Raw genomic sequence first — 16,049 nt, forward strand, 5'->3', positions numbered from 1 at the left:
GCATGCCCCATTCAGCCGGCCAGGTCCAGCGCGCTTACTCGCAGCCGATGCGCCGCGGGCCCACGGCGAGCTCGTCCATCCACCAGTCGGTGGGCACGGAGAGCCCCTGGTAGAGGAACACGCCGGCCTCGAGCACGGTGAAGTCGCTGACCTTCTCGCGCACCGGCCGCTCCTGGGTGGGCGGGTCGGAGAAGACGAATGTCTCTGGCCACTGGAGCTCGGTGCCATTGAGCCAGACGCGCGGCTCGGCGGCCTCCGGTTGCGTGCCATTGGCACCGTCGAAGAGCCATTCCAGACACGCCCATTCGTCGAGCACGAGCGGGGTGTCCGACACCTGCACCCATTCGGGGAAGCCCGGCGGCTCGGGTGGGTGCCAGATGGACATGTATCGCTGCCGGTAAGTGGCGACCTCGTACCAGTCGAGCGTGTCTATGGCTCCACCCGTCTGGCCGGGCCTGGGGTAGCGGGCATTGAAGAGGCCCGCGTGCGACATGGGGCGCGCGGGGGACGTGTAGATGTAGGCGCGGCCCCACAGCACCGGGCCGAAGTGGGCGGGCAGCTCGAAGCGGAGCGTCTTCTTGGGCCCCCCTTGGCTTCCCTCCGTGCCGCCAACGAGCTGACGGGCATGCAGGGCATACCGGCCCCGGTACGCGCGGGTGTCGTCCACGAGCAGCTTGCCGCTGAGCTCGTCGCGGTAGGGCGTCCAGCCGTCGGGGAGGCGGCCTTCCTCGAAGTCCCAGCAGAGCGCTCCGGGGGACTCACAGGCGTGAAGGGGCCGGTCCCCGGCCTGCCTCGCGGGAGGCGGGTGGGCGCAGGCAGCCGCCAGGAACACCAGCATCAGCCGGGGAACCCACCCGCAGCGTCGAGCTCGCATGTCACGACCCAGTTCGGTGAATCCAGGGAAAATAGGATGGCGGCGGGGTGGGGGACAAGCCGGGGGAGGTGACTATCGAAGCCGCGTGGACGCGCTTAATCCAGGCTATATCCAGGGTTTGGGACGTCTTCGCGACGCGCCCGTGCCCTCTACAACAGGACGATCCACGTGGCCGGAAGCAGCCTCCTCACCCTGATTGATGACATTGCCAGCCTGCTGGACGACATCGCGGCGATGACGAAGGTCGCGACCCGGAAGACCGCTGGCGTGCTCGGGGATGACCTCGCCCTCAATGCCCAGCAGGTCTCCGGCGTCAAAGCCGACCGCGAGCTGCCCGTCGTCTGGGCTGTCGCCAAGGGCTCGATGGTCAACAAGGCGATTCTGGTGCCCGCGGCGCTGGCCATCAGCGCGCTGGCGCCCTGGGCCATCACCCCGCTGCTGATGCTGGGGGGCGCCTTCCTGTGCTTCGAGGGCTTCGAGAAGGTGGCCCACAAGTTCCTGCACGGCAAGGAGGAGCAGGCGGCGCAGAAGCAGGAGCGCGTCAATGCGGTGGCGGACCCGTCGGTGGACCTGGTCGCCATGGAGAAGGACAAGATCAAGGGCGCCATCCGCACCGACTTCATCTTGTCCGCCGAAATCGTCGTCATCTCGCTCGGAACGCTCACCGCCGCGTCCTTCGGGATGCAGGTCGCGGTGCTGACGGGCATCGCCATCCTCATGACGGTGGGCGTGTACGGCCTGGTCGCGGGCATCGTGAAGCTCGACGACGCGGGCCTCTACCTGATGCAGGCGGAGGGCGGGTTCAAGCGGAGCCTGGGCCGGGGCATCCTGGCCACCGCGCCGTACCTGATGAAGGGGCTCGGCATCGTGGGCACGGCCGCCATGTTCATGGTGGGCGGCGGCATCCTCACGCACGGCATCGCGCCCCTGCATCACTTCATCGGGCACGCGGGCGCCGCGGCTGCGGCGGTGCCAGGCGTTGGCGGACTGCTGGGCGCGCTCGTGCCGTCGCTGATGGACGCGGTGGTCGGCATCATCGCGGGTGGCCTCATCGTGCTGCTGGTGATGGGCGCCACGCGGGCCGTCCAGTCGGTGCGGGCCAAGCCGAGCTGAGCCAGGTCGCCCCTGCGTGCCCGGGTGCTCCGGGCACGCAGGCGGCGCTTCACGCGCGTCCGCTCCAGGCCTGGACGTGGCGCAGGATGGCGGCGTTCACATCCCGGGCATGGGTAATGGGCCCCATGTGGCCCACGCCTGGGAACACTTGCAGCTCCGCGCGAGGCAGCACCCGGGCCAGCGTGTCGAGCACCCGCCGCTCGAAGGTGGGCGTGCGCTCTCCACCCAGCAGGAGCGTGGGCACGGCAATCGTCGCGTACGTCTCACGCGTCGTCTTGTCCGACGAGAGGCTGACGACCTCCTGGAAGACCTTCCAGCCCACCTTGAGGAAGGCCTGCTGCGTGTCCGCGTTGAGCGCGTCCCACGCGCCGGGCCCGTTCCATCCCGACACGAACGCGGACAGCCAGGCCTCGCCGGTGCCTTCGAAGGTGGACGGCAGGTCGGGCGCCCCTTCCCAGTCGTCCGGTTCGAGCACGCCGAAAGACACCGGCTCGAAGACGGCCAGCGACTTCACCGCCTGGGGACGTGACAGCGCGAGCTGCATCGCGAGGAAACCGCCGTAGGAGTGGCCCACGAAGTGCGCCGGCTGCTCCAGTCGCGCCGCCAAGGCCTCCAGCGCCGCCAGGTCCTGTCGAAAGTGGAAGGGCGTTCCCGCGGGCCACTCGCTGGAGCCGCCGTAGCCAATCAGGTCCGGAATGACGGCCCGGTGGGTCGTGGCCAGGGTGTCGCCCAGCTTCCGCCACTGGCGGCCGGAGAATCCGCCGCTGTGCACGAGGACCACCCGTTCTCCGGCGCTGCCCACATCGCGATAGGCGAGCGTCTGCCCGTCCACCTCCAACGTCTTCGTTGCCGTGTCGGTCGTCATGCCGTTTCGTCCACCTTCACCACGAGCTTGCCGAAGTTGCGGCCTTCCAGCAGCCCGAAGAAGGCCTCGGGCGCGTTGTCGAGCCCGTTGACGATGTCCTCGCGGTAGCGCACGCGTCCCTCGCGAACCCACGCGCCCATCTCCCGGTAGAAATCCGGAAGCTGGCTGACGAACTCCGACTGGATGAAGCCTCGCAGCGTCAGGCTCTTGGAGAGCACGTCGCGCATGACGAGGGGCAGCCGGTTCGGTCCCTCGAAGGGGCCCGTGCTGTTGTACCAGGCGATGAGGCCGCAGACGGGGACTCGCGCGAACGGATTGAGGAGCGGGAAGACGGCGTCCCAGACCGCGCCGCCCACGTTCTCGAAGTAGACGTCCACGCCCTTGGGGCAGGCTTCCTTCAAACGCTCGGCGAAGTCCGGAGCGCGGTGGTCCACGACCGCGTCGAAGCCAAGCTCGTCACGCACGTACGCGCACTTCTCCGGTCCGCCCGCGATGCCCACCGCGCGAGCCCCCTTGATCCTGGCCAACTGCCCCACCGTCGCGCCGACAGGACCGCTGGCCGCGGCGACGACCACCGTCTCGCCCGGCTGAGGCCGTCCAATCGTGAAGAGGCCCGAGTAGGCGGTGAATCCCGGCATGCCGAGCACGCCCAGCGCGGTGGAGACAGGGGCGGCGGCCGGGTCGAGCTTGCGCAGACCTTCACCCTTGGACAGCGAATAGGTCTGCCAGCCCGAGTAGGAGAGGACGATGTCGCCTTCCGCGTAGCCCGGATGCCGGGAGCGGACGACGCGGGCGACGGTGCCGCCGACGATGACCTCGCCCAGGTCCAAAGGACGGGCGTACGACTTCGCGGTGCTCATCCGGCCTCGCATGTACGGGTCCAGCGACAGGTACTGGACCTTCAGCAGGAGTTCACCTTCGCCGGGCTCCGGCACGGAGACGTCCTCGATGCGGAAGTTCTCCCGGGTGGGCCGGCCTTCGGGCCGGGATGCGAGCACGATTCGTCGGTTGGTCAGGTCACTCAACGGATTCCTCCCTGGCAAGTGCGGCTTCCCTAATGACCGTGCTGTGGAGCGTCAATCGAAGTGACGTGCCCATACCGGTCAAGCGCGTGAGCGCTGCGCACGGTGCCCGGCTGGCTGGAATTCTCATGGAGCCCCTTGCATGAGCAGCCTGTACGGGGGAAGACGGATGGATGGCATGGAATCCTCGCGTCATGAACTCCGACCCACGAGGGCGGGATCCGTCAGACGTCCTACGTGAGCTGCGGCGGCAGCTGGGGCCTGGGATGGGGCGCCGCCTCCTGTTCGCGGTGCTCGGCCTGTTCCTGCTGGTGGGGCTGATGACCAGCTACGCCCAGGTGGAGCCGGACGAAGTGGGCGTCATCCTCCGGCTGGGGCGCTTCGTGGGAACGGTGGAGCCGGGCCCGCATTTCCGGGTGCCCTTCTGGGTGGACCGCATCGTGAAGGTCCCGGTGCAGCGTCAGCTCAAGGCAGAGTTCGGTTTCCGCACGGAGGCCTCCCGCTCGCGCGCGGGCTCAGCCTATGCGGCGGAGTCATCGGACATGAAGCGCGAGTCGCTCATGCTCACCGGTGACCTCAACGTCGCGGTGGTGGAGTGGATCGTCCAGTACAAGATCAAGGACCCGTACCAGTACCTCTTCAAGGTGAAGAACGTGGAGAGCATGCTCCGGGACATCTCCGAGGCATCGATGCGGGCCGTCGTGGGAGACCACTCGGTGAACGAGGTCCTCACCACGGGCCGCCAGGCGGTGGCCACCCAGGCCAAGCTGCTGCTCCAGGACCTGGCGGACCGCTACGAGACGGGCGTGGACATCCAGCAGGTGGTCCTCCAGGACGTGAACCCGCCCGACCCCGTGAAGCCGTCCTTCAACGAGGTGAACCAGGCCATCCAGGAGAAGGAGCGCGTCATCAACGAGGCCTACGCCGAACTGAACCGCGTCATCCCCCGCGCGAAGGGCGAGGCCGAGGAGGCGCTGCGCAGCGCCGAGGGCTACGCCATTGAACGTGTGAACCGCGCCAAGGGTGAGGCGGACCGCTTCGCTCGCGTCTACGAGGAGTACCGCAAGGCGCCGGACGTCACCCGCCGCCGCATGTACCTGGAGACCGTGAGCCAGGTGCTCCGGAGCGCCGGGCAGAAGGTCGTCCTGGATGAGTCCGTCAAGGGGCTCACGCCGCTGTTGAACATGCAGGCGACCGACCCCGCGGTGTCCGGGAGCGCGAGCCAGACGGAGGGCCGCCGATGAGCCGCCTTGTCATTCCCCTTGGCGTATTGGCCGTACTGGTCGTCGTGGTCGGCTTCTCCGCGACCTACACCCTGAGCGAGCACGAGCAGGCCGTCATCACCCGGTTCGGCGAGCCGAAGGGCTCGTCCGTCGTGGACCCGGGGCTCCACTTCAAGATGCCCTTTGTCGACACGGTGAACCGCTTCGACAAGCGGTGGCTGGACTGGCGCGGTGACCCGAACCAGATTCCCACCAAGGACAAGAAGTACATCTGGGTGGACACCTTCGGACGCTGGCGCATCGTGGACCCGCTGCGCTTCTTCCAGCGCCTGCGCGACGAGCGCAACGCGCAGTCCCGGCTCGACGACATCATCGATGGTGAGACGCGCAACACCATCGCGTCGTTCGCGCTGATTGAAGCGGTCCGCTCCACCAACCGCCCCTTCGAGGACGACGAGTACACCGCCGAATCGGAGCGGGCCGAGTCGCTGGAGCAGGTCGCCCAGGGCCGGGACAAGCTCACTCGCCAGATTCGGCTGCGGGCCGCGGAGATCGTCAAGGAGTTCGGCGTGGAGCTGGTCGACGTGCAGATCCGCCGCATCAACTACGTGGACGAGGTCCAGGTAAAGGTGTTCGAGCGGATGATCTCCGAGCGCAAGCGCATCGCCGAGCGCTCCCGCTCGGAGGGCATGGGCCGCGCGGCGGAGGTCCGGGGTCAGCGTGAGCGTGACTTGAAGGAGATCCGCTCGGCGGCCTACCGCAAGGCCCAGGACATCACCGGCGCGGCGGACGCCGAGGCGACGAAAATCTACGCGGAGGCCTTCGGCCGGGACCCGGAGTTCTACCAGTTCATGCGGACGCTGGAGGCCTACCCGGATGTCGTGGACGCCTCCACGTCGCTGTTCCTGGGCGGCGACTCCGAGTTCTACCGGTACCTGCGCAGCTCCAAGAAGTAGACGGGAAGGGCGGGGCGTCAACGGCATCCTGGCCGCAGATGCCCCGCTTCCGTGCCGTACGGAGAGGGCCTGGACTGCCTGGGCCGCTTACGGCACGTAGGGACAGTCGAAATAGATGTCGTCAGAGACGCTGTCCCCCATGAACTGGCGGACCTCGAATCGCACGTGCGCCACGGTTCCCGGTGTGCATCTGCCGAAAGCCATCGCGGTCATCGTGATGTCATCGCCGAGCATCATTTCGTCGGTGTAGTACGGAAACGGGCTGCTGATGCCGCCGCAGTCAGTGATGGTGGCCGTCAGTGGCGTCAAGGCCTGCTCTCGGTGCTGGAGCGGCGTGTCATCCTCCGCGCCGAGAGGCTCCGGCAGTCCACCCAGCTGTCGCTGGTGGGCGGTGTCCCACTCGCCATGGAAACGCGCTTGCTGGTGCTCATCGGCTCGGCCTGGCATGGCGAGTCGCAATACCCGGAAGGCGACCGCTTCGACCTGACGCGGACGGGCCCGCAGAACCTGCCCTTCGGACATGGCGTCCACCTCTGCCTGGGCGCACAACTGGCGCGCACGGAGGGGCCGGTGGCGTTGGAGGCGCTGCTGGACCGCTGTGGCGCGCTGGCGCGCGGCCCCAGTCCGATGACGTGGCAGCGCACGCTGGTGGTACGAGGACCGGTCACGCTCCCAGTCGTGTCGCGCCCCGAATGATGCGGGGTGAGTCTTCTCCGTGGGTCGGCGTGCGTCGGGCTCCCGGGTCGCGAGACGCCGTCCGCAAATCAGCGCCGCGCCTTCTGCCCGGCATTGGTGGTCTCCGCCACGAGGCACATCACGGAGTAGAGGTTCATCGTGTAGAGGCTGTTCTCCGGCTCCAGGTCCGCCGCCTTCTGGAACAGCGCCGTGGCGCGGTCGCAATCGCGCTGATGGTTCAGGAGAATCATCCCCAGCCGGTTGTAGAGCGGCGCGGGGGACGACAGCAGGCCGATACCTCGCTCCAGCAGCTCAATGGCCTCGGCCCACCGACCCGCCTGTTCCAGCCGGATGACACGCTGGAGCACGTCCTCGTTCGCGTCCTCCTGCTTGGGCGGCGGTGCCGGACGCACCGGGGCCACGGCGGACTCGGAGACTGGCTGCGCCCTGGGACGATGAGGCACCGTCGCCTGCGTCACCGGTGCGGCGGGGGGCTGGGCCATCTGCGCCGTGCCAACGTCTCGGACAGGGGCTGCGCCTCGCACAGTGGGCGGGGGAAGTTCATACAGCTTCGTGACGCCGCGCTCCTCCAGTGACGCGAAGAGGGCGTGCAGCTCCACTTCCGTGAGCTGGGTGATGAGCGCCAGCTCCGCCAGCGACGTGTGTCCGTCCACCAGCGATAGGACATACGCCTCGAAGGGGCTGAGCTTCAGGTTCGCCACGCTCAAGCCCCCAACGATGAAGGGCCGCGCATGGGTGCCTCCTATGGGCGGCTGGAACGAGGCGACACGCGTGGCCTCCGCCTGCGGTGCGCGCGGCGTGCCCGAGGTTCCACGGCGCTCCGGCTGGGTCAGCAGCGCCCGGACCAACGACACATTGTCCCGGGGCGGCAGGTCCTCCACGTGACGCACGAGCAGCAACTCACAGCGCTCGCACTGGAAGTCGCCCACCTGCGTGGGGGCGCCGCAGTGAGGGCACGCGTCGTCCTCGGGTGGGTGCTCGAATGCGAGCGCATCCGCATAGTAGTGCTTGCGGATGGCCGCTCGGATGGACCTGCGCACCGCGACGAACGGCAACACCTGGGTGACGTCCACCGTCCGGACGATTTCCTCCAGGGCCCGCTGTCGCTGGGGCTCGGCAATGGCCACGTACAGCGTGCCCTGTGCCAGGCGCAGGGGCATGAAGTCGAAGCCCTCCGCGAGCCGCACCGGCACCTTTTCGAGCAACGCGGGCGCCACCGTGGCCTGCGCCAGCTTCTCCGTCGAGACGAAGCGCGTCTGGAGCTCCTGGGCCAGCAGCCGCAGCACCGGCGTCTCGTCCACGCCCAGCCGCACCAGGCACTCCCCGAGCTTCTGGCCTGTCTCCTGCTGATGCGCGAGCGCACGGGACAACAGCTCTGGCGTCAGCACGCCGTCCAGCACCAGCCGCTCTCCGAGTCTCCGCGTCATGAACCGGGATTCAAGTCGCTGTGCCGGCTTCGCGTCCACCGGCATCGTGGGTGACGGCGCCTGATGCGTGCTGCCGGGTTCAGAGCTCGTTGAAGACGAGCAGGCCGCGGGTGGTGTCCACCACGTACACGTGGCCATCTCCAGGGACGCGGATGCCAATGGCGCCCTCGAGCAGGTTGTCGGTCCGGCCGGGGTCTGATTCGCGGAAGGTGTTGAAGTAGGCGACCTCGCGCGGCTGGGTGGGGTTGCCGACATCCAGCACGCGCAATCCCTCATGATAGTAGGCGATGTAGAGCCGCTGACCCTTGAGGATCATGTTGTGGATGGAGGTCTGGGGGCGCAGTTGGTACCTGCCGATGAGCGGGATGGCGGTGGGGTCCGTCACGTCCAGGACGCGCAGGTGGGCGCCTTGGTATTCGCCTCCCTCGAAGGCGATGGTCTTTCTCGCGAAGGTGCCCACCGCGCCCGCGTGGCTGGTCGTGAAGCTGTTGTCGGTGTCGAACGCGTAGTGGCCCAGCTCCCGTGGGTTCGTCGGGTCCTTCACGTCGAAGACGATGTACCCCGCGAAGAAGTGATTGACGTAGAGCCGGTCCTGATAGGCGAAGGAGTCGTGCGCCGAGGGCGTCAAGGACGTCGTACTGGACGCCTGGAAGCGGCTGAGCAGTTGGGGGTTGAGCGGCGTGGAGATGTCGAAGATGAGCGTCTCGCCGTGCGGCGCGGGGCCTGGAGACACGGCATACAGCCGGTTGCCGTCCACGAAGAGGGTGTGGACGTCCAGAGTTGCTCCGCCGGGTGCGTTGCGCACCAGGATGGGGTCCGCGGGGTTGGAGATGTCGAAGACCAGGACGCCCGCGCTCCTGCTGGCGATGTAGAGCGCGTCCTCCTTCGTCCATGCCGCGTTCCAGTACGAGTCGCCCGGCAGGGAGATTTCCTTCTTTCGGATGGGATTGCTCGGGTCGCTGACATCGAAGACCGTGAGCCCGCCGGGCGCATCGGTGCGGTCGTGGTTGATGGCCACGACGTAGGCGTGCTTCCGGTGGACGTAGACATCCACTGGCCGCCCCATGGAGATGGCCTGCTCCGAGATGAGGCGAAGGCCGCCTGACGCCTCGGCTTCATTCCGGCCCCAGGTCATCCGCGCGGCCTCGAAGGTGCCCCAGGAGGAGACCTTGCCATTGGAGCAGCGGACGAAGCAGCCTGTTACCAATCCCGGCTGGGGAGCGTCGCAGCCCGCGAAGGCGAGGTCCCGCTCCACGCCTCGCTGGGTGAACCGTGTCGCGATATGGAATTCGCCATTCAATTGCTGGCGCGTGAGCGCGTGGCCGTCCAGCGTTCCCGTGCTCCCGTCCTGGGGAACCCGAATGCCGGCGAAGTCCGGGAAGCCGGCGGCGTGGCGCATGTCAATCTGGTAGATGCCATGCGCGTCCAGGTTGGCGAGTGACGCGAGGTCGCACTGCGACACGTCGAAGTGGGAGGGATTGTCGCAGTCAATGGCGGTGCCCTGGGGCACGGTGAAGGAGCAGGGCGCGTACTCGCCACGGTCGACCCAGTCCGTTGGCTCGACCAATGGCGTGTACGTCCCGTCCCAGGGTTCTTCGGGAGGCGGCGGTGGTTCCTCCGGCGCCGACGTGTCAGAGCAGCCAATACACAGCCCGATAATGCCGAGGACGAGGGCATGAAGACGCAGTGACGTGAAAGGCATGGCGCGAGCCTCCTGGCGCGGCGTGGTCCGCGAGGAGTGTAGGCGCTCAGGTCAGACACGGCGAGGCATGCGCCGGACGTCATGCCTTGGTGTTCACTAGACAAGGGGTGTTTGGGTTTTGAAGCGTTTTGTTTATTCTGTGCGTTTGTCTTGGACACCCGCGCGTTGCCCCTCATTCGCCCAGGCGAACCGCGATGAGCGCGATGGCCAGGAGGGGCAGGGCGCCCTGGACGATGCTGGCCTTGAGGAAGCGGCGGTTGCTGGGTCCCTTGGCAGCGGCGAAGCTCGCCCGTGCCGCCGCGAGCGAGGTCGAGGATTGGGCTCACTCAGAAGGTGCTTGAGCGCATCTGTGCAAGCACCGCATCCGGCCGCCTGGTTGGCCTGGGCCATGAGGCGGTTGCTCCATCAAGGCGTTCACTCCCTCTGTTGCTCTGCGCCCGTTTGAGGGAGCGGTGCGGTGTTGACGCCGCCATGGGTGGAATCTCTGGGGCGCTGCTTCGTTCAGTTGCGCGATGCACCGGTCCTTGAAATGCAACGATGCACGCGACGCCGCGGCGGAGGCGTCTGGCGCCAGAGAAGGCGTCTGGCCGCCTGGCTACCTCCAGCGGCTGCGCATCGCGCCGCCGTGGGCGCTTCTCCTTCTCACGTTCCTGACGGGGTGCCCGCTCGCGGAGAACTACACCGATGAGGCCGGCCCCCGGTACAGCGGCGACCATCGGGAGCCTGGCACCGTCTCCACCGAGGTGCCCGCTTCCATCACCGTGGTGACGTTCAACCTGGCCTTCTCCGAACAGGTCACCGAGGCCATCACCGCGCTCTCAAGACCTCCGCTCGCGGGGGCGGATGTCATCGCGATGCAGGAGATGGACGCTGCGTCCGTCGACCGAATCGCAAGTGAGCTGGGGTTGGCCTACGTCTACTATCCTGCCTCCGTGCAGGTGGACGACGACGACTTCGGGAACGCGCTGTTGAGCCGGTGGCCCATCGTCGCGGACCGGAAAGTCCACCTTCCTCATGACGACCCGTACCATCAGCGCCGCCGCATCGCGGTCCTCGCGACGTTGGACATCGGTGGGACCCTGGTTCAAACGGCCTCCGTGCACAACGCCACGCCCATCGTCGGGCTCGGCGGGCGACTGGACCAGGCGGAGACCATCATCGACGCGATGGAGGGAACGGGACCGGTGCAGGTCATCGCCGGCGACTTCAATACCTCGGACCCGGGAAGCCTGAGGCAGATGGTGAAGCTGTTTTCCGAGCGGGAGTTCCAATGGGCCTCGAAAGGCGTGGGGGACACGGTGGACTCCGTGATTGGCGGCCTCCCACTCGACTTCGTCTTCGCCCAGGGGCTCGCTCCGCTGGAGCGCGGCGCTGACCGGCGTCCCTCGGGGAGCGACCACCATCCAGTTTGGGTTCGGTTCGCATGGCCCCCATGATGCGGGGATTCGGCACACGGGCACTATGGGTGAGCGGGACACTCGTTCTTGCGCCTGGCTGTCTGAGCGGTGCTCGGAACATCGGCGCCGCGACAACCCCCGTTGGGACGACAGAGGTCGGCGTTTCATTGAACGCGCTGGCCTTCGAGCATGGGCGGGAGCAGGCGTACCTCCCCAGCCCCGAGCTCACCTTCCGCAAGGGCGCTGGAAAGAACTGGGATTGGGGCGGCCGCCTCACGTTACTGGGTCTGGAGCTTGGAACACGGCACCGGCTCATCGAGCAGTCCCGGTGGACGTGGTCCGTCGCTCCGAGCGCGGGAATCTGGTACGTGCCCGTCACCAACAACTACACGGAGCCCGTCAACCTCCGGCTCGGAGCGCAGACCCTGCTCGACTATCGGCTGAGCCGCGCGTGGACTCTGACCGGTGGCGCATCGCTGACAGGCGCCTTCGCGGGACCGCTCACCGCCTTTCAAGGGCGGTTCAATGGATCGAACCTGCTGCTCTCACCGGGGGGCTCCCTGGGGGTCGGGTTTCGCTTGAGTCCCTCCTTCGAAGTGCGAGCAGAGGGGGGCCTCGAGTTTCCCCTGAACATCAGGGGTGGGAGCCGCCCGCCCACCGGCCATGCCGGGCTGACGTTCCGCTGGAGCCGTGCCGACCGTCGATGACGGTGCGCGCACCACCAGGGCCTCTCGGAGAAGCCCTGGCGGCACGAGATTCAACTCACTGCATGTTGGTGACGATCTGCGTCTGACACGTGACCGGGTCGATGAACGACTGGGCCGCGTCGACGGTGCAGACGGCGCCGCCGTAGGTACCGAAGAAGACCTGCGCGTTGCAGGCTCCGGCGACGTCAGTGACCTCCACCCGCCAGACACAGGTCTTCGAGCCGGCCGGATTCGTCGGGTCGACCGTGTAGTAGTACTGCTGGACAACCATCGGGGCGGGGGCGCTGACCTGGAACCCACCATAGGTGCCGGTGGGCACGGGGTGGGTGTTCCAGATGCCATTGAGCGTGCCCGTCAGGATCTGGAGGCCCAGGTGGAGGTCGACGCCAGTCTGGTTGGAGACGAAGAAGTCTTCAATGGCAGGGCCGACGGCCTCCACCGAGGGGCCCTTCCGCACGGGTACCTGCACCGCACCCTCACGGAGGCTGACGTACTCGCCACGCTGGGTGAGGGAGTCGGGAAAGTCGAGCTCGATCTGCCCGGCGAAAGCGATCGACGGGGTGAGAGACAGCAGCGAGCCAGCCAGGAAACGCTTCACGTTCCTCGTCATGGACTACTCCTGTGTTGTTTGTGCGGGGTTGGCCGAAGCCAATTTCTTACTAGCACTGGTCTTGATTTAAATTCAAACATAAACGGACAAATCTGGCAATTCAGTGAATATGGATGATTGCGGCCCGGGCGTGGCGCACGTCATGGGATGTCAGACTAAGGGGTTTCCGCTGGGGCAAGACAGACTTGCGTCGCGGCATGTGCGCCGCATGCCCTGTTAGTTCCATGGGGCATGATGGCTTGTATGTACTGTGATTGGTCGCCTCGAAGGGCAACTTCCCCGTCAGGACGAGTCCCACCGCTGAGCCATGCCGGACACGGCCGGGCTCTCCCGGGCCGTGCCCGCCCTTGTCGCTCAGCGGGATGCTGAAGCGGACGCCCACGGAGGCGTAGATGAAGGTCAGGTACGGAGCGATGTGGAGGCCGGTGGTGGGCAGGTGGTCCTTCGTGCCCGTCTGGTGAAAGACGCCCAACTCTACTCCGCTGAAGAGGAGGGTGCCCTGGATGCCGCCGGAAAGCCTGGCATGGCCGTCGGTCATCCACTGGCCCTGACCGAAGACGCCCAGGGCGCCGATGTCGTCCACGGCGTTGAAGGTGGCCTCCAGGCCCAGACCGAAGTGTGGATTGTCCACGAGGCGTTCGATGCTGACGAGAGGCCCGATGGTGAGCCACTGCTCGTCCTTGGGGATAGAGGGGTCGGCCTGGACTGCCAGGGGGACGAAGACGAGGAGAAGGGCAGGGATGAGACGTGGGAACATGGCGTTGCGGATTGCAACGCGGATACCTTGGGTCGTGCGCTTGGAGGACGCGGCGGCGGCCTGTGCAGCGGGGTACACGGTGCGCAGGGCGTGGCGCATCGGGTTGCCCCGGGGCGCCCGGTTCGCTCTACCAACTCGCGGACGGCCCCACCTTCCAGCACAACGGCGACACCATGATTGCCGGCGTCATCTACAACCAGGAGGCGTTCGACTGGATTCGCGGCAACACCCTGGGAGGAGACCCGCGCTTCGATGAGGGCGACGTCATCACCGGGTCCCTTCCGCCGCAGGGGCAGATGGCGTCGATGTCGGCGTTCCCGGAACGCGCCATCGTGCTCAATCACATGGACTGGCCAGTGCCCGGTGACGCGTGCGGCGCCCTGCCGGTCTGGGACAACCCCACGCCGCCCACGCCGTCGATGTACATGGGCTACGAGAACTTCCAGACGGTCTTTCCTCGAGTGGAGACCCAGGCTTGCTGACCCCGCTGAAACCCAGCGACGCTCTCTTCAAAAGTCTGCTGCTGCTCGACTTCCAGTGGGCGTTGAGCGACCGCGCCCTCGCGCCCACGGTGCCTCCACCTGCCGCTCCGTAGTCTTTCCGTTCCCTGGAGGAAACTCACTTCACGCAGGGTGGACACGCCCAGCCCTGTCTCGATATGGTTTCAATTGCACCTGCGAAACATGTCTCACGACAAGGAGCCCCAAATGGTGCTGTCTCGTTGGGTCGTTGGAATCTCCGCGCTGCTTCTCAGCGCTTGCGGTGGACCGGCCGAATCGGAGGCGGAGGCCGGGCTTCCCGTGGGCGACATGAGCACGGTGGAGCAGCGCGCGGAGGAGCCCGGTGGTGGAGCGAGGTATGGCCAGCACCGGACCTACTACCGCGAGGCGGCCAAGGTGAACTGGGCGGGGGCGTGGCACGCCGACTGCTCGGGGTACATCTCGCAGTCGGGGCAGGTGACTGCGTATTACACGGACGCCTTCTTCATCTGCTCGTAATGGGAGAGTGCGTAGCGAACGAAGTTCTTTGCTTCGTAGAGACGCATGTCCGTGCGCTGGGCGGCTAGTCCCGAGGTGTGGCTGAGCAGGTGTCGTAGCGTCACCTGGCCCTTGAGTCCCTCTTTCCATTCCGGGAACCAGGTCGAGACGGGCGTGTCTACCGAGGGAATCTTTCCTTCGTCGATGAGCATGCCGATGGCCATCGACACCACGCTCTTCGTCGCCGACATGCTCTCGATGAGGTGGCTCTCTCCACCGAAATACCACTCGCCCACGATGTTGCCGCGGTACATGACTACCCGGGCCGAGGTGCCGGCCTCCTCCGCGGCCTTCACCAACGCCGCCCTCCAGCCGAGCCTTGCACGCGTTCATTCGGCACTGATCCACCAGCGCGTCGTAACCTGGGAGCTTGCGCACCGGCTCCAGCGCCTTGGCCTTGCGCATGCCACCCGGGTCGGTCAGTCCGTGTGGCGCACCGCGAGCTCTACCCATGCGTACGAAGCGCTCGTGTCACCCGCGCGTGCCGCAATGAGGGCAGCGGACCACGCGACCTCCGGGAACCGGTGTTCCTGCTCCCAGGTCTGCTTCAACCGTTCGTGCGCCTTCGCGTGTGCCCCCTCGAGCGTCTCCTTCCAGGCCAGGTTGATGGCGTAGGTGACCTCCGGCGGTGGGGCTGGAGCGATTTTTCGCGAGGGTCCGGCCACCAGATGGGTCACTGTGGGCTTCGGTGACTCAGTGATGGGCGGGGCGGAGTTCGACGTAGGGGGGAGGGATGGTCGCACAAGCCAGCAGGGGGCAAAGCGAGTGAGGCTGAATTAGGGACGTCCTGCAGGAGCAGGGGCACCACTCCGTGCACGTTGGCTCCAGCAGTCCGGTGCGCCCTCGCGCGGTCGAGCGCCCATCGCCCCGTTGTTCCACCGCTGCATGGCAAGGAGGGCAACGCATTGAAGGGGCCGCCTCCGCTGAGCGCCCCGCGCCCCATCAGCCGTGTCTACGGGCTGGCCACCACCGGGGCTCCTGCCTTGGACTCCTGGCCGGACAGGAGCATGGCCTCGTGGAGCGCCTCGGCCATGTCGAAGTAGGGAATCTTGGGCTCCAGCCCCAGGCCGCGCGCGTACTGCGACAGCGCGCCCCGGTGGTGTGCCGTGTGGTCGAGCATGAGCTCGAAGACCTGGGCCGCCGTGAACCACGGAGGAAAGAGGGGATTGGGGAGCAGGGGCGCCTGCGTGAGCTCCTCCATCGTCCTGGCGCCGAACATCGCGCTGGCGGAGTCCATCGACCGGTCGAACAACTCCGCCGCCTTCTTGAGCGAGCGGCCCGCCTCCTGCAGTTCGGGAGTGTCGTTCCGCTCCTGGGGGCTGGTGTTGGCGCTCTGCGCCCAGGACATGTCGACGAAGCCCCGCTGGCGCTGCGACATCGTGGACCAACCCTCGAACGTGCCGAACAGACCCGAGAGGAAGTACTCGATGGCCGCCGCCGCGTGCAGCACCTGGCCCGCGGCGGTCATGCTCTCTTGAGTCAGTCGGAAGCTGGCGTCCCCATCCCTGAAACATTCCAAGGTGCGGTGGAAGTACTCCCGGTGCTTGCGGAGCTTCTGGACGAAAGGGTGGGATGTGGCTGGGCTCGCGGGGGTCTGGGAGGCATCCATGAACAGCTCCGTGGTGGCATCGGAAAGCGCCTATCGCTCCTCCGGATGCGCCCC

At 67.0% G+C, this 16,049-nt stretch carries 19 protein-coding genes; 8 read left to right on the forward strand and 11 right to left on the reverse strand.

What is annotated here, in order from left to right; translation table 11 throughout:
* Positions 1-34: 34 nt before the first annotated feature.
* Positions 35-874: a hypothetical protein gene (locus BHS09_RS15625; protein WP_237080372.1), complete on the reverse strand. Its 840-nt coding sequence runs from the start codon at positions 872-874 to the stop codon at positions 35-37.
* A gap of 168 nt (positions 875-1,042) precedes the next feature.
* On the opposite strand from BHS09_RS15625, the gene BHS09_RS15630 reads away from it, so the two are divergent.
* Positions 1,043-1,987 carry a DUF808 domain-containing protein gene (locus tag BHS09_RS15630; protein ID WP_140790901.1) on the forward strand — a complete coding sequence of 315 codons (945 nt, stop codon included), beginning with the start codon at positions 1,043-1,045 and terminating at the stop codon, positions 1,985-1,987.
* Between the two features lie 49 nt (positions 1,988-2,036).
* On the opposite strand, the gene BHS09_RS15635 is transcribed toward BHS09_RS15630, so the two are convergent.
* On the reverse strand, positions 2,037-2,852 hold the full coding sequence (locus BHS09_RS15635) for an alpha/beta fold hydrolase (RefSeq protein WP_140798264.1): 816 nt from the start codon (positions 2,850-2,852) through the stop codon (positions 2,037-2,039).
* Positions 2,849-3,895 (reverse strand): NADP-dependent oxidoreductase, encoded by a 1,047-nt coding sequence (locus tag BHS09_RS15640; protein WP_140790905.1) that lies wholly within the window; start codon positions 3,893-3,895, stop codon positions 2,849-2,851. The genes BHS09_RS15635 and BHS09_RS15640 overlap by 4 nt, the downstream gene beginning before the upstream one ends.
* 245 nt (positions 3,896-4,140) lie before the next feature.
* On the opposite strand from BHS09_RS15640, the gene hflK reads away from it, so the two are divergent.
* Together hflK and hflC are read left to right on the forward strand one after the other, a co-directional pair.
* Complete coding sequence (gene hflK / locus BHS09_RS15645; protein WP_237080373.1) at positions 4,141-5,118, forward strand: FtsH protease activity modulator HflK; 978 nt, start codon at positions 4,141-4,143, stop codon at positions 5,116-5,118.
* Positions 5,115-6,053 carry a protease modulator HflC gene (gene hflC, locus BHS09_RS15650; RefSeq protein WP_140790908.1) on the forward strand — a complete coding sequence of 313 codons (939 nt, stop codon included), beginning with the start codon at positions 5,115-5,117 and terminating at the stop codon, positions 6,051-6,053. The genes hflK and hflC overlap by 4 nt, the downstream gene beginning before the upstream one ends.
* Positions 6,054-6,140: 87 nt before the next feature.
* On the opposite strand, the gene BHS09_RS15655 is transcribed toward hflC, so the two are convergent.
* Positions 6,141-6,362 (reverse strand): hypothetical protein, encoded by a 222-nt coding sequence (locus tag BHS09_RS15655; RefSeq protein WP_140798265.1) that lies wholly within the window; start codon positions 6,360-6,362, stop codon positions 6,141-6,143.
* Between the two features lie 12 nt (positions 6,363-6,374).
* Here BHS09_RS15655 and BHS09_RS15660 point away from each other — a divergent pair, with 12 nt between their 5' ends.
* A complete protein-coding gene (locus BHS09_RS15660; RefSeq protein WP_237080374.1) occupies positions 6,375-6,749 on the forward strand; it encodes a cytochrome P450 in 375 nt (124 codons plus the stop codon).
* A 68-nt stretch (positions 6,750-6,817) separates the two neighbouring features.
* Here the strand turns inward: BHS09_RS15660 and BHS09_RS15665 are convergent, their stop codons facing one another.
* Positions 6,818-8,176 carry a GspE/PulE/PilB domain-containing protein gene (locus tag BHS09_RS15665; RefSeq protein ID WP_140798266.1) on the reverse strand — a complete coding sequence of 453 codons (1,359 nt, stop codon included), beginning with the start codon at positions 8,174-8,176 and terminating at the stop codon, positions 6,818-6,820.
* A gap of 79 nt (positions 8,177-8,255) precedes the next feature.
* Entirely contained in the window at positions 8,256-9,878 is a 1,623-nt protein-coding gene (locus BHS09_RS15670) for an LVIVD repeat-containing protein (RefSeq protein WP_140798267.1), read from the reverse strand.
* Positions 9,879-10,390: 512 nt separating this feature from the next.
* On the opposite strand from BHS09_RS15670, the gene BHS09_RS15675 reads away from it, so the two are divergent.
* Both BHS09_RS15675 and BHS09_RS15680 read left to right on the forward strand, forming a co-directional pair.
* The gene (locus BHS09_RS15675; RefSeq protein ID WP_140790916.1) at positions 10,391-11,314 is read left to right on the forward strand and encodes an endonuclease/exonuclease/phosphatase family protein; all 924 of its coding nucleotides are present in this window, start codon (positions 10,391-10,393) and stop codon (positions 11,312-11,314) included.
* Between the two features lie 128 nt (positions 11,315-11,442).
* Positions 11,443-11,982, forward strand: coding sequence for a hypothetical protein (locus tag BHS09_RS15680; RefSeq protein WP_237078324.1), 540 nt, complete (start codon positions 11,443-11,445; stop codon positions 11,980-11,982).
* Between the two features lie 55 nt (positions 11,983-12,037).
* On the opposite strand, the gene BHS09_RS15685 is transcribed toward BHS09_RS15680, so the two are convergent.
* Both BHS09_RS15685 and BHS09_RS15690 read right to left on the reverse strand, forming a co-directional pair.
* Positions 12,038-12,592 (reverse strand): hypothetical protein, encoded by a 555-nt coding sequence (locus tag BHS09_RS15685; protein WP_140798268.1) that lies wholly within the window; start codon positions 12,590-12,592, stop codon positions 12,038-12,040.
* A gap of 100 nt (positions 12,593-12,692) precedes the next feature.
* Positions 12,693-13,448 carry a hypothetical protein gene (locus BHS09_RS15690; RefSeq protein WP_237080375.1) on the reverse strand — a complete coding sequence of 252 codons (756 nt, stop codon included), beginning with the start codon at positions 13,446-13,448 and terminating at the stop codon, positions 12,693-12,695.
* A gap of 74 nt (positions 13,449-13,522) precedes the next feature.
* Here BHS09_RS15690 and BHS09_RS15695 point away from each other — a divergent pair, with 74 nt between their 5' ends.
* Both BHS09_RS15695 and BHS09_RS15700 read left to right on the forward strand, forming a co-directional pair.
* Entirely contained in the window at positions 13,523-13,831 is a 309-nt protein-coding gene (locus BHS09_RS15695) for a hypothetical protein (RefSeq protein WP_140798269.1), read from the forward strand.
* A gap of 225 nt (positions 13,832-14,056) precedes the next feature.
* Entirely contained in the window at positions 14,057-14,347 is a 291-nt protein-coding gene (locus BHS09_RS15700) for a hypothetical protein (RefSeq protein ID WP_140798270.1), read from the forward strand.
* Here the strand turns inward: BHS09_RS15700 and BHS09_RS39365 are convergent.
* From BHS09_RS39365 to BHS09_RS15710, 3 genes are all read right to left on the reverse strand, one after another.
* Entirely contained in the window at positions 14,317-14,682 is a 366-nt protein-coding gene (locus BHS09_RS39365; RefSeq protein WP_201800640.1) for a serine hydrolase domain-containing protein, read from the reverse strand. The two genes, BHS09_RS15700 and BHS09_RS39365, sit on opposite strands and share 31 nt — an antisense overlap.
* 123 nt (positions 14,683-14,805) lie before the next feature.
* Positions 14,806-15,051 carry a hypothetical protein gene (locus BHS09_RS39370; protein WP_140874816.1) on the reverse strand — a complete coding sequence of 82 codons (246 nt, stop codon included), beginning with the start codon at positions 15,049-15,051 and terminating at the stop codon, positions 14,806-14,808.
* A gap of 287 nt (positions 15,052-15,338) precedes the next feature.
* Positions 15,339-15,995 carry a DinB family protein gene (locus tag BHS09_RS15710; RefSeq protein ID WP_140790926.1) on the reverse strand — a complete coding sequence of 219 codons (657 nt, stop codon included), beginning with the start codon at positions 15,993-15,995 and terminating at the stop codon, positions 15,339-15,341.
* Positions 15,996-16,049: the final 54 nt, after the last annotated feature.

Origin of the sequence: Myxococcus xanthus (assembly GCF_006402735.1) — a bacterium.
GTDB lineage: Bacteria > Myxococcota > Myxococcia > Myxococcales > Myxococcaceae > Myxococcus > Myxococcus xanthus_A.

Bases quoted from the DNA above. Each gene is read 5' to 3' on its own strand.
- BHS09_RS15700 (WP_140798270.1), top strand. From the start codon at position 14,057: ATGGTGCTGTCTCGTTGGGTCGTTGGAATCTCCGCGCTGCTTCTCAGC.
- BHS09_RS15635 (WP_140798264.1), bottom strand. From the start codon at position 2,852: ATGACGACCGACACGGCAACGAAGACGTTGGAGGTGGACGGGCAGACG.
- BHS09_RS15625 (WP_237080372.1), bottom strand. From the start codon at position 874: ATGCGAGCTCGACGCTGCGGGTGGGTTCCCCGGCTGATGCTGGTGTTC.
- BHS09_RS15670 (WP_140798267.1), bottom strand. From the start codon at position 9,878: ATGCCTTTCACGTCACTGCGTCTTCATGCCCTCGTCCTCGGCATTATC.
- hflC (WP_140790908.1), top strand. From the start codon at position 5,115: ATGAGCCGCCTTGTCATTCCCCTTGGCGTATTGGCCGTACTGGTCGTC.
- hflK (WP_237080373.1), top strand. From the start codon at position 4,141: ATGGGGCGCCGCCTCCTGTTCGCGGTGCTCGGCCTGTTCCTGCTGGTG.
- BHS09_RS15695 (WP_140798269.1), top strand. From the start codon at position 13,523: ATGATTGCCGGCGTCATCTACAACCAGGAGGCGTTCGACTGGATTCGC.
- BHS09_RS15710 (WP_140790926.1), bottom strand. From the start codon at position 15,995: ATGGATGCCTCCCAGACCCCCGCGAGCCCAGCCACATCCCACCCTTTC.
- BHS09_RS15690 (WP_237080375.1), bottom strand. From the start codon at position 13,448: ATGCGCCACGCCCTGCGCACCGTGTACCCCGCTGCACAGGCCGCCGCC.
- BHS09_RS15685 (WP_140798268.1), bottom strand. From the start codon at position 12,592: ATGACGAGGAACGTGAAGCGTTTCCTGGCTGGCTCGCTGCTGTCTCTC.
- BHS09_RS15675 (WP_140790916.1), top strand. From the start codon at position 10,391: ATGCACCGGTCCTTGAAATGCAACGATGCACGCGACGCCGCGGCGGAG.
- BHS09_RS15665 (WP_140798266.1), bottom strand. From the start codon at position 8,176: ATGACGCGGAGACTCGGAGAGCGGCTGGTGCTGGACGGCGTGCTGACG.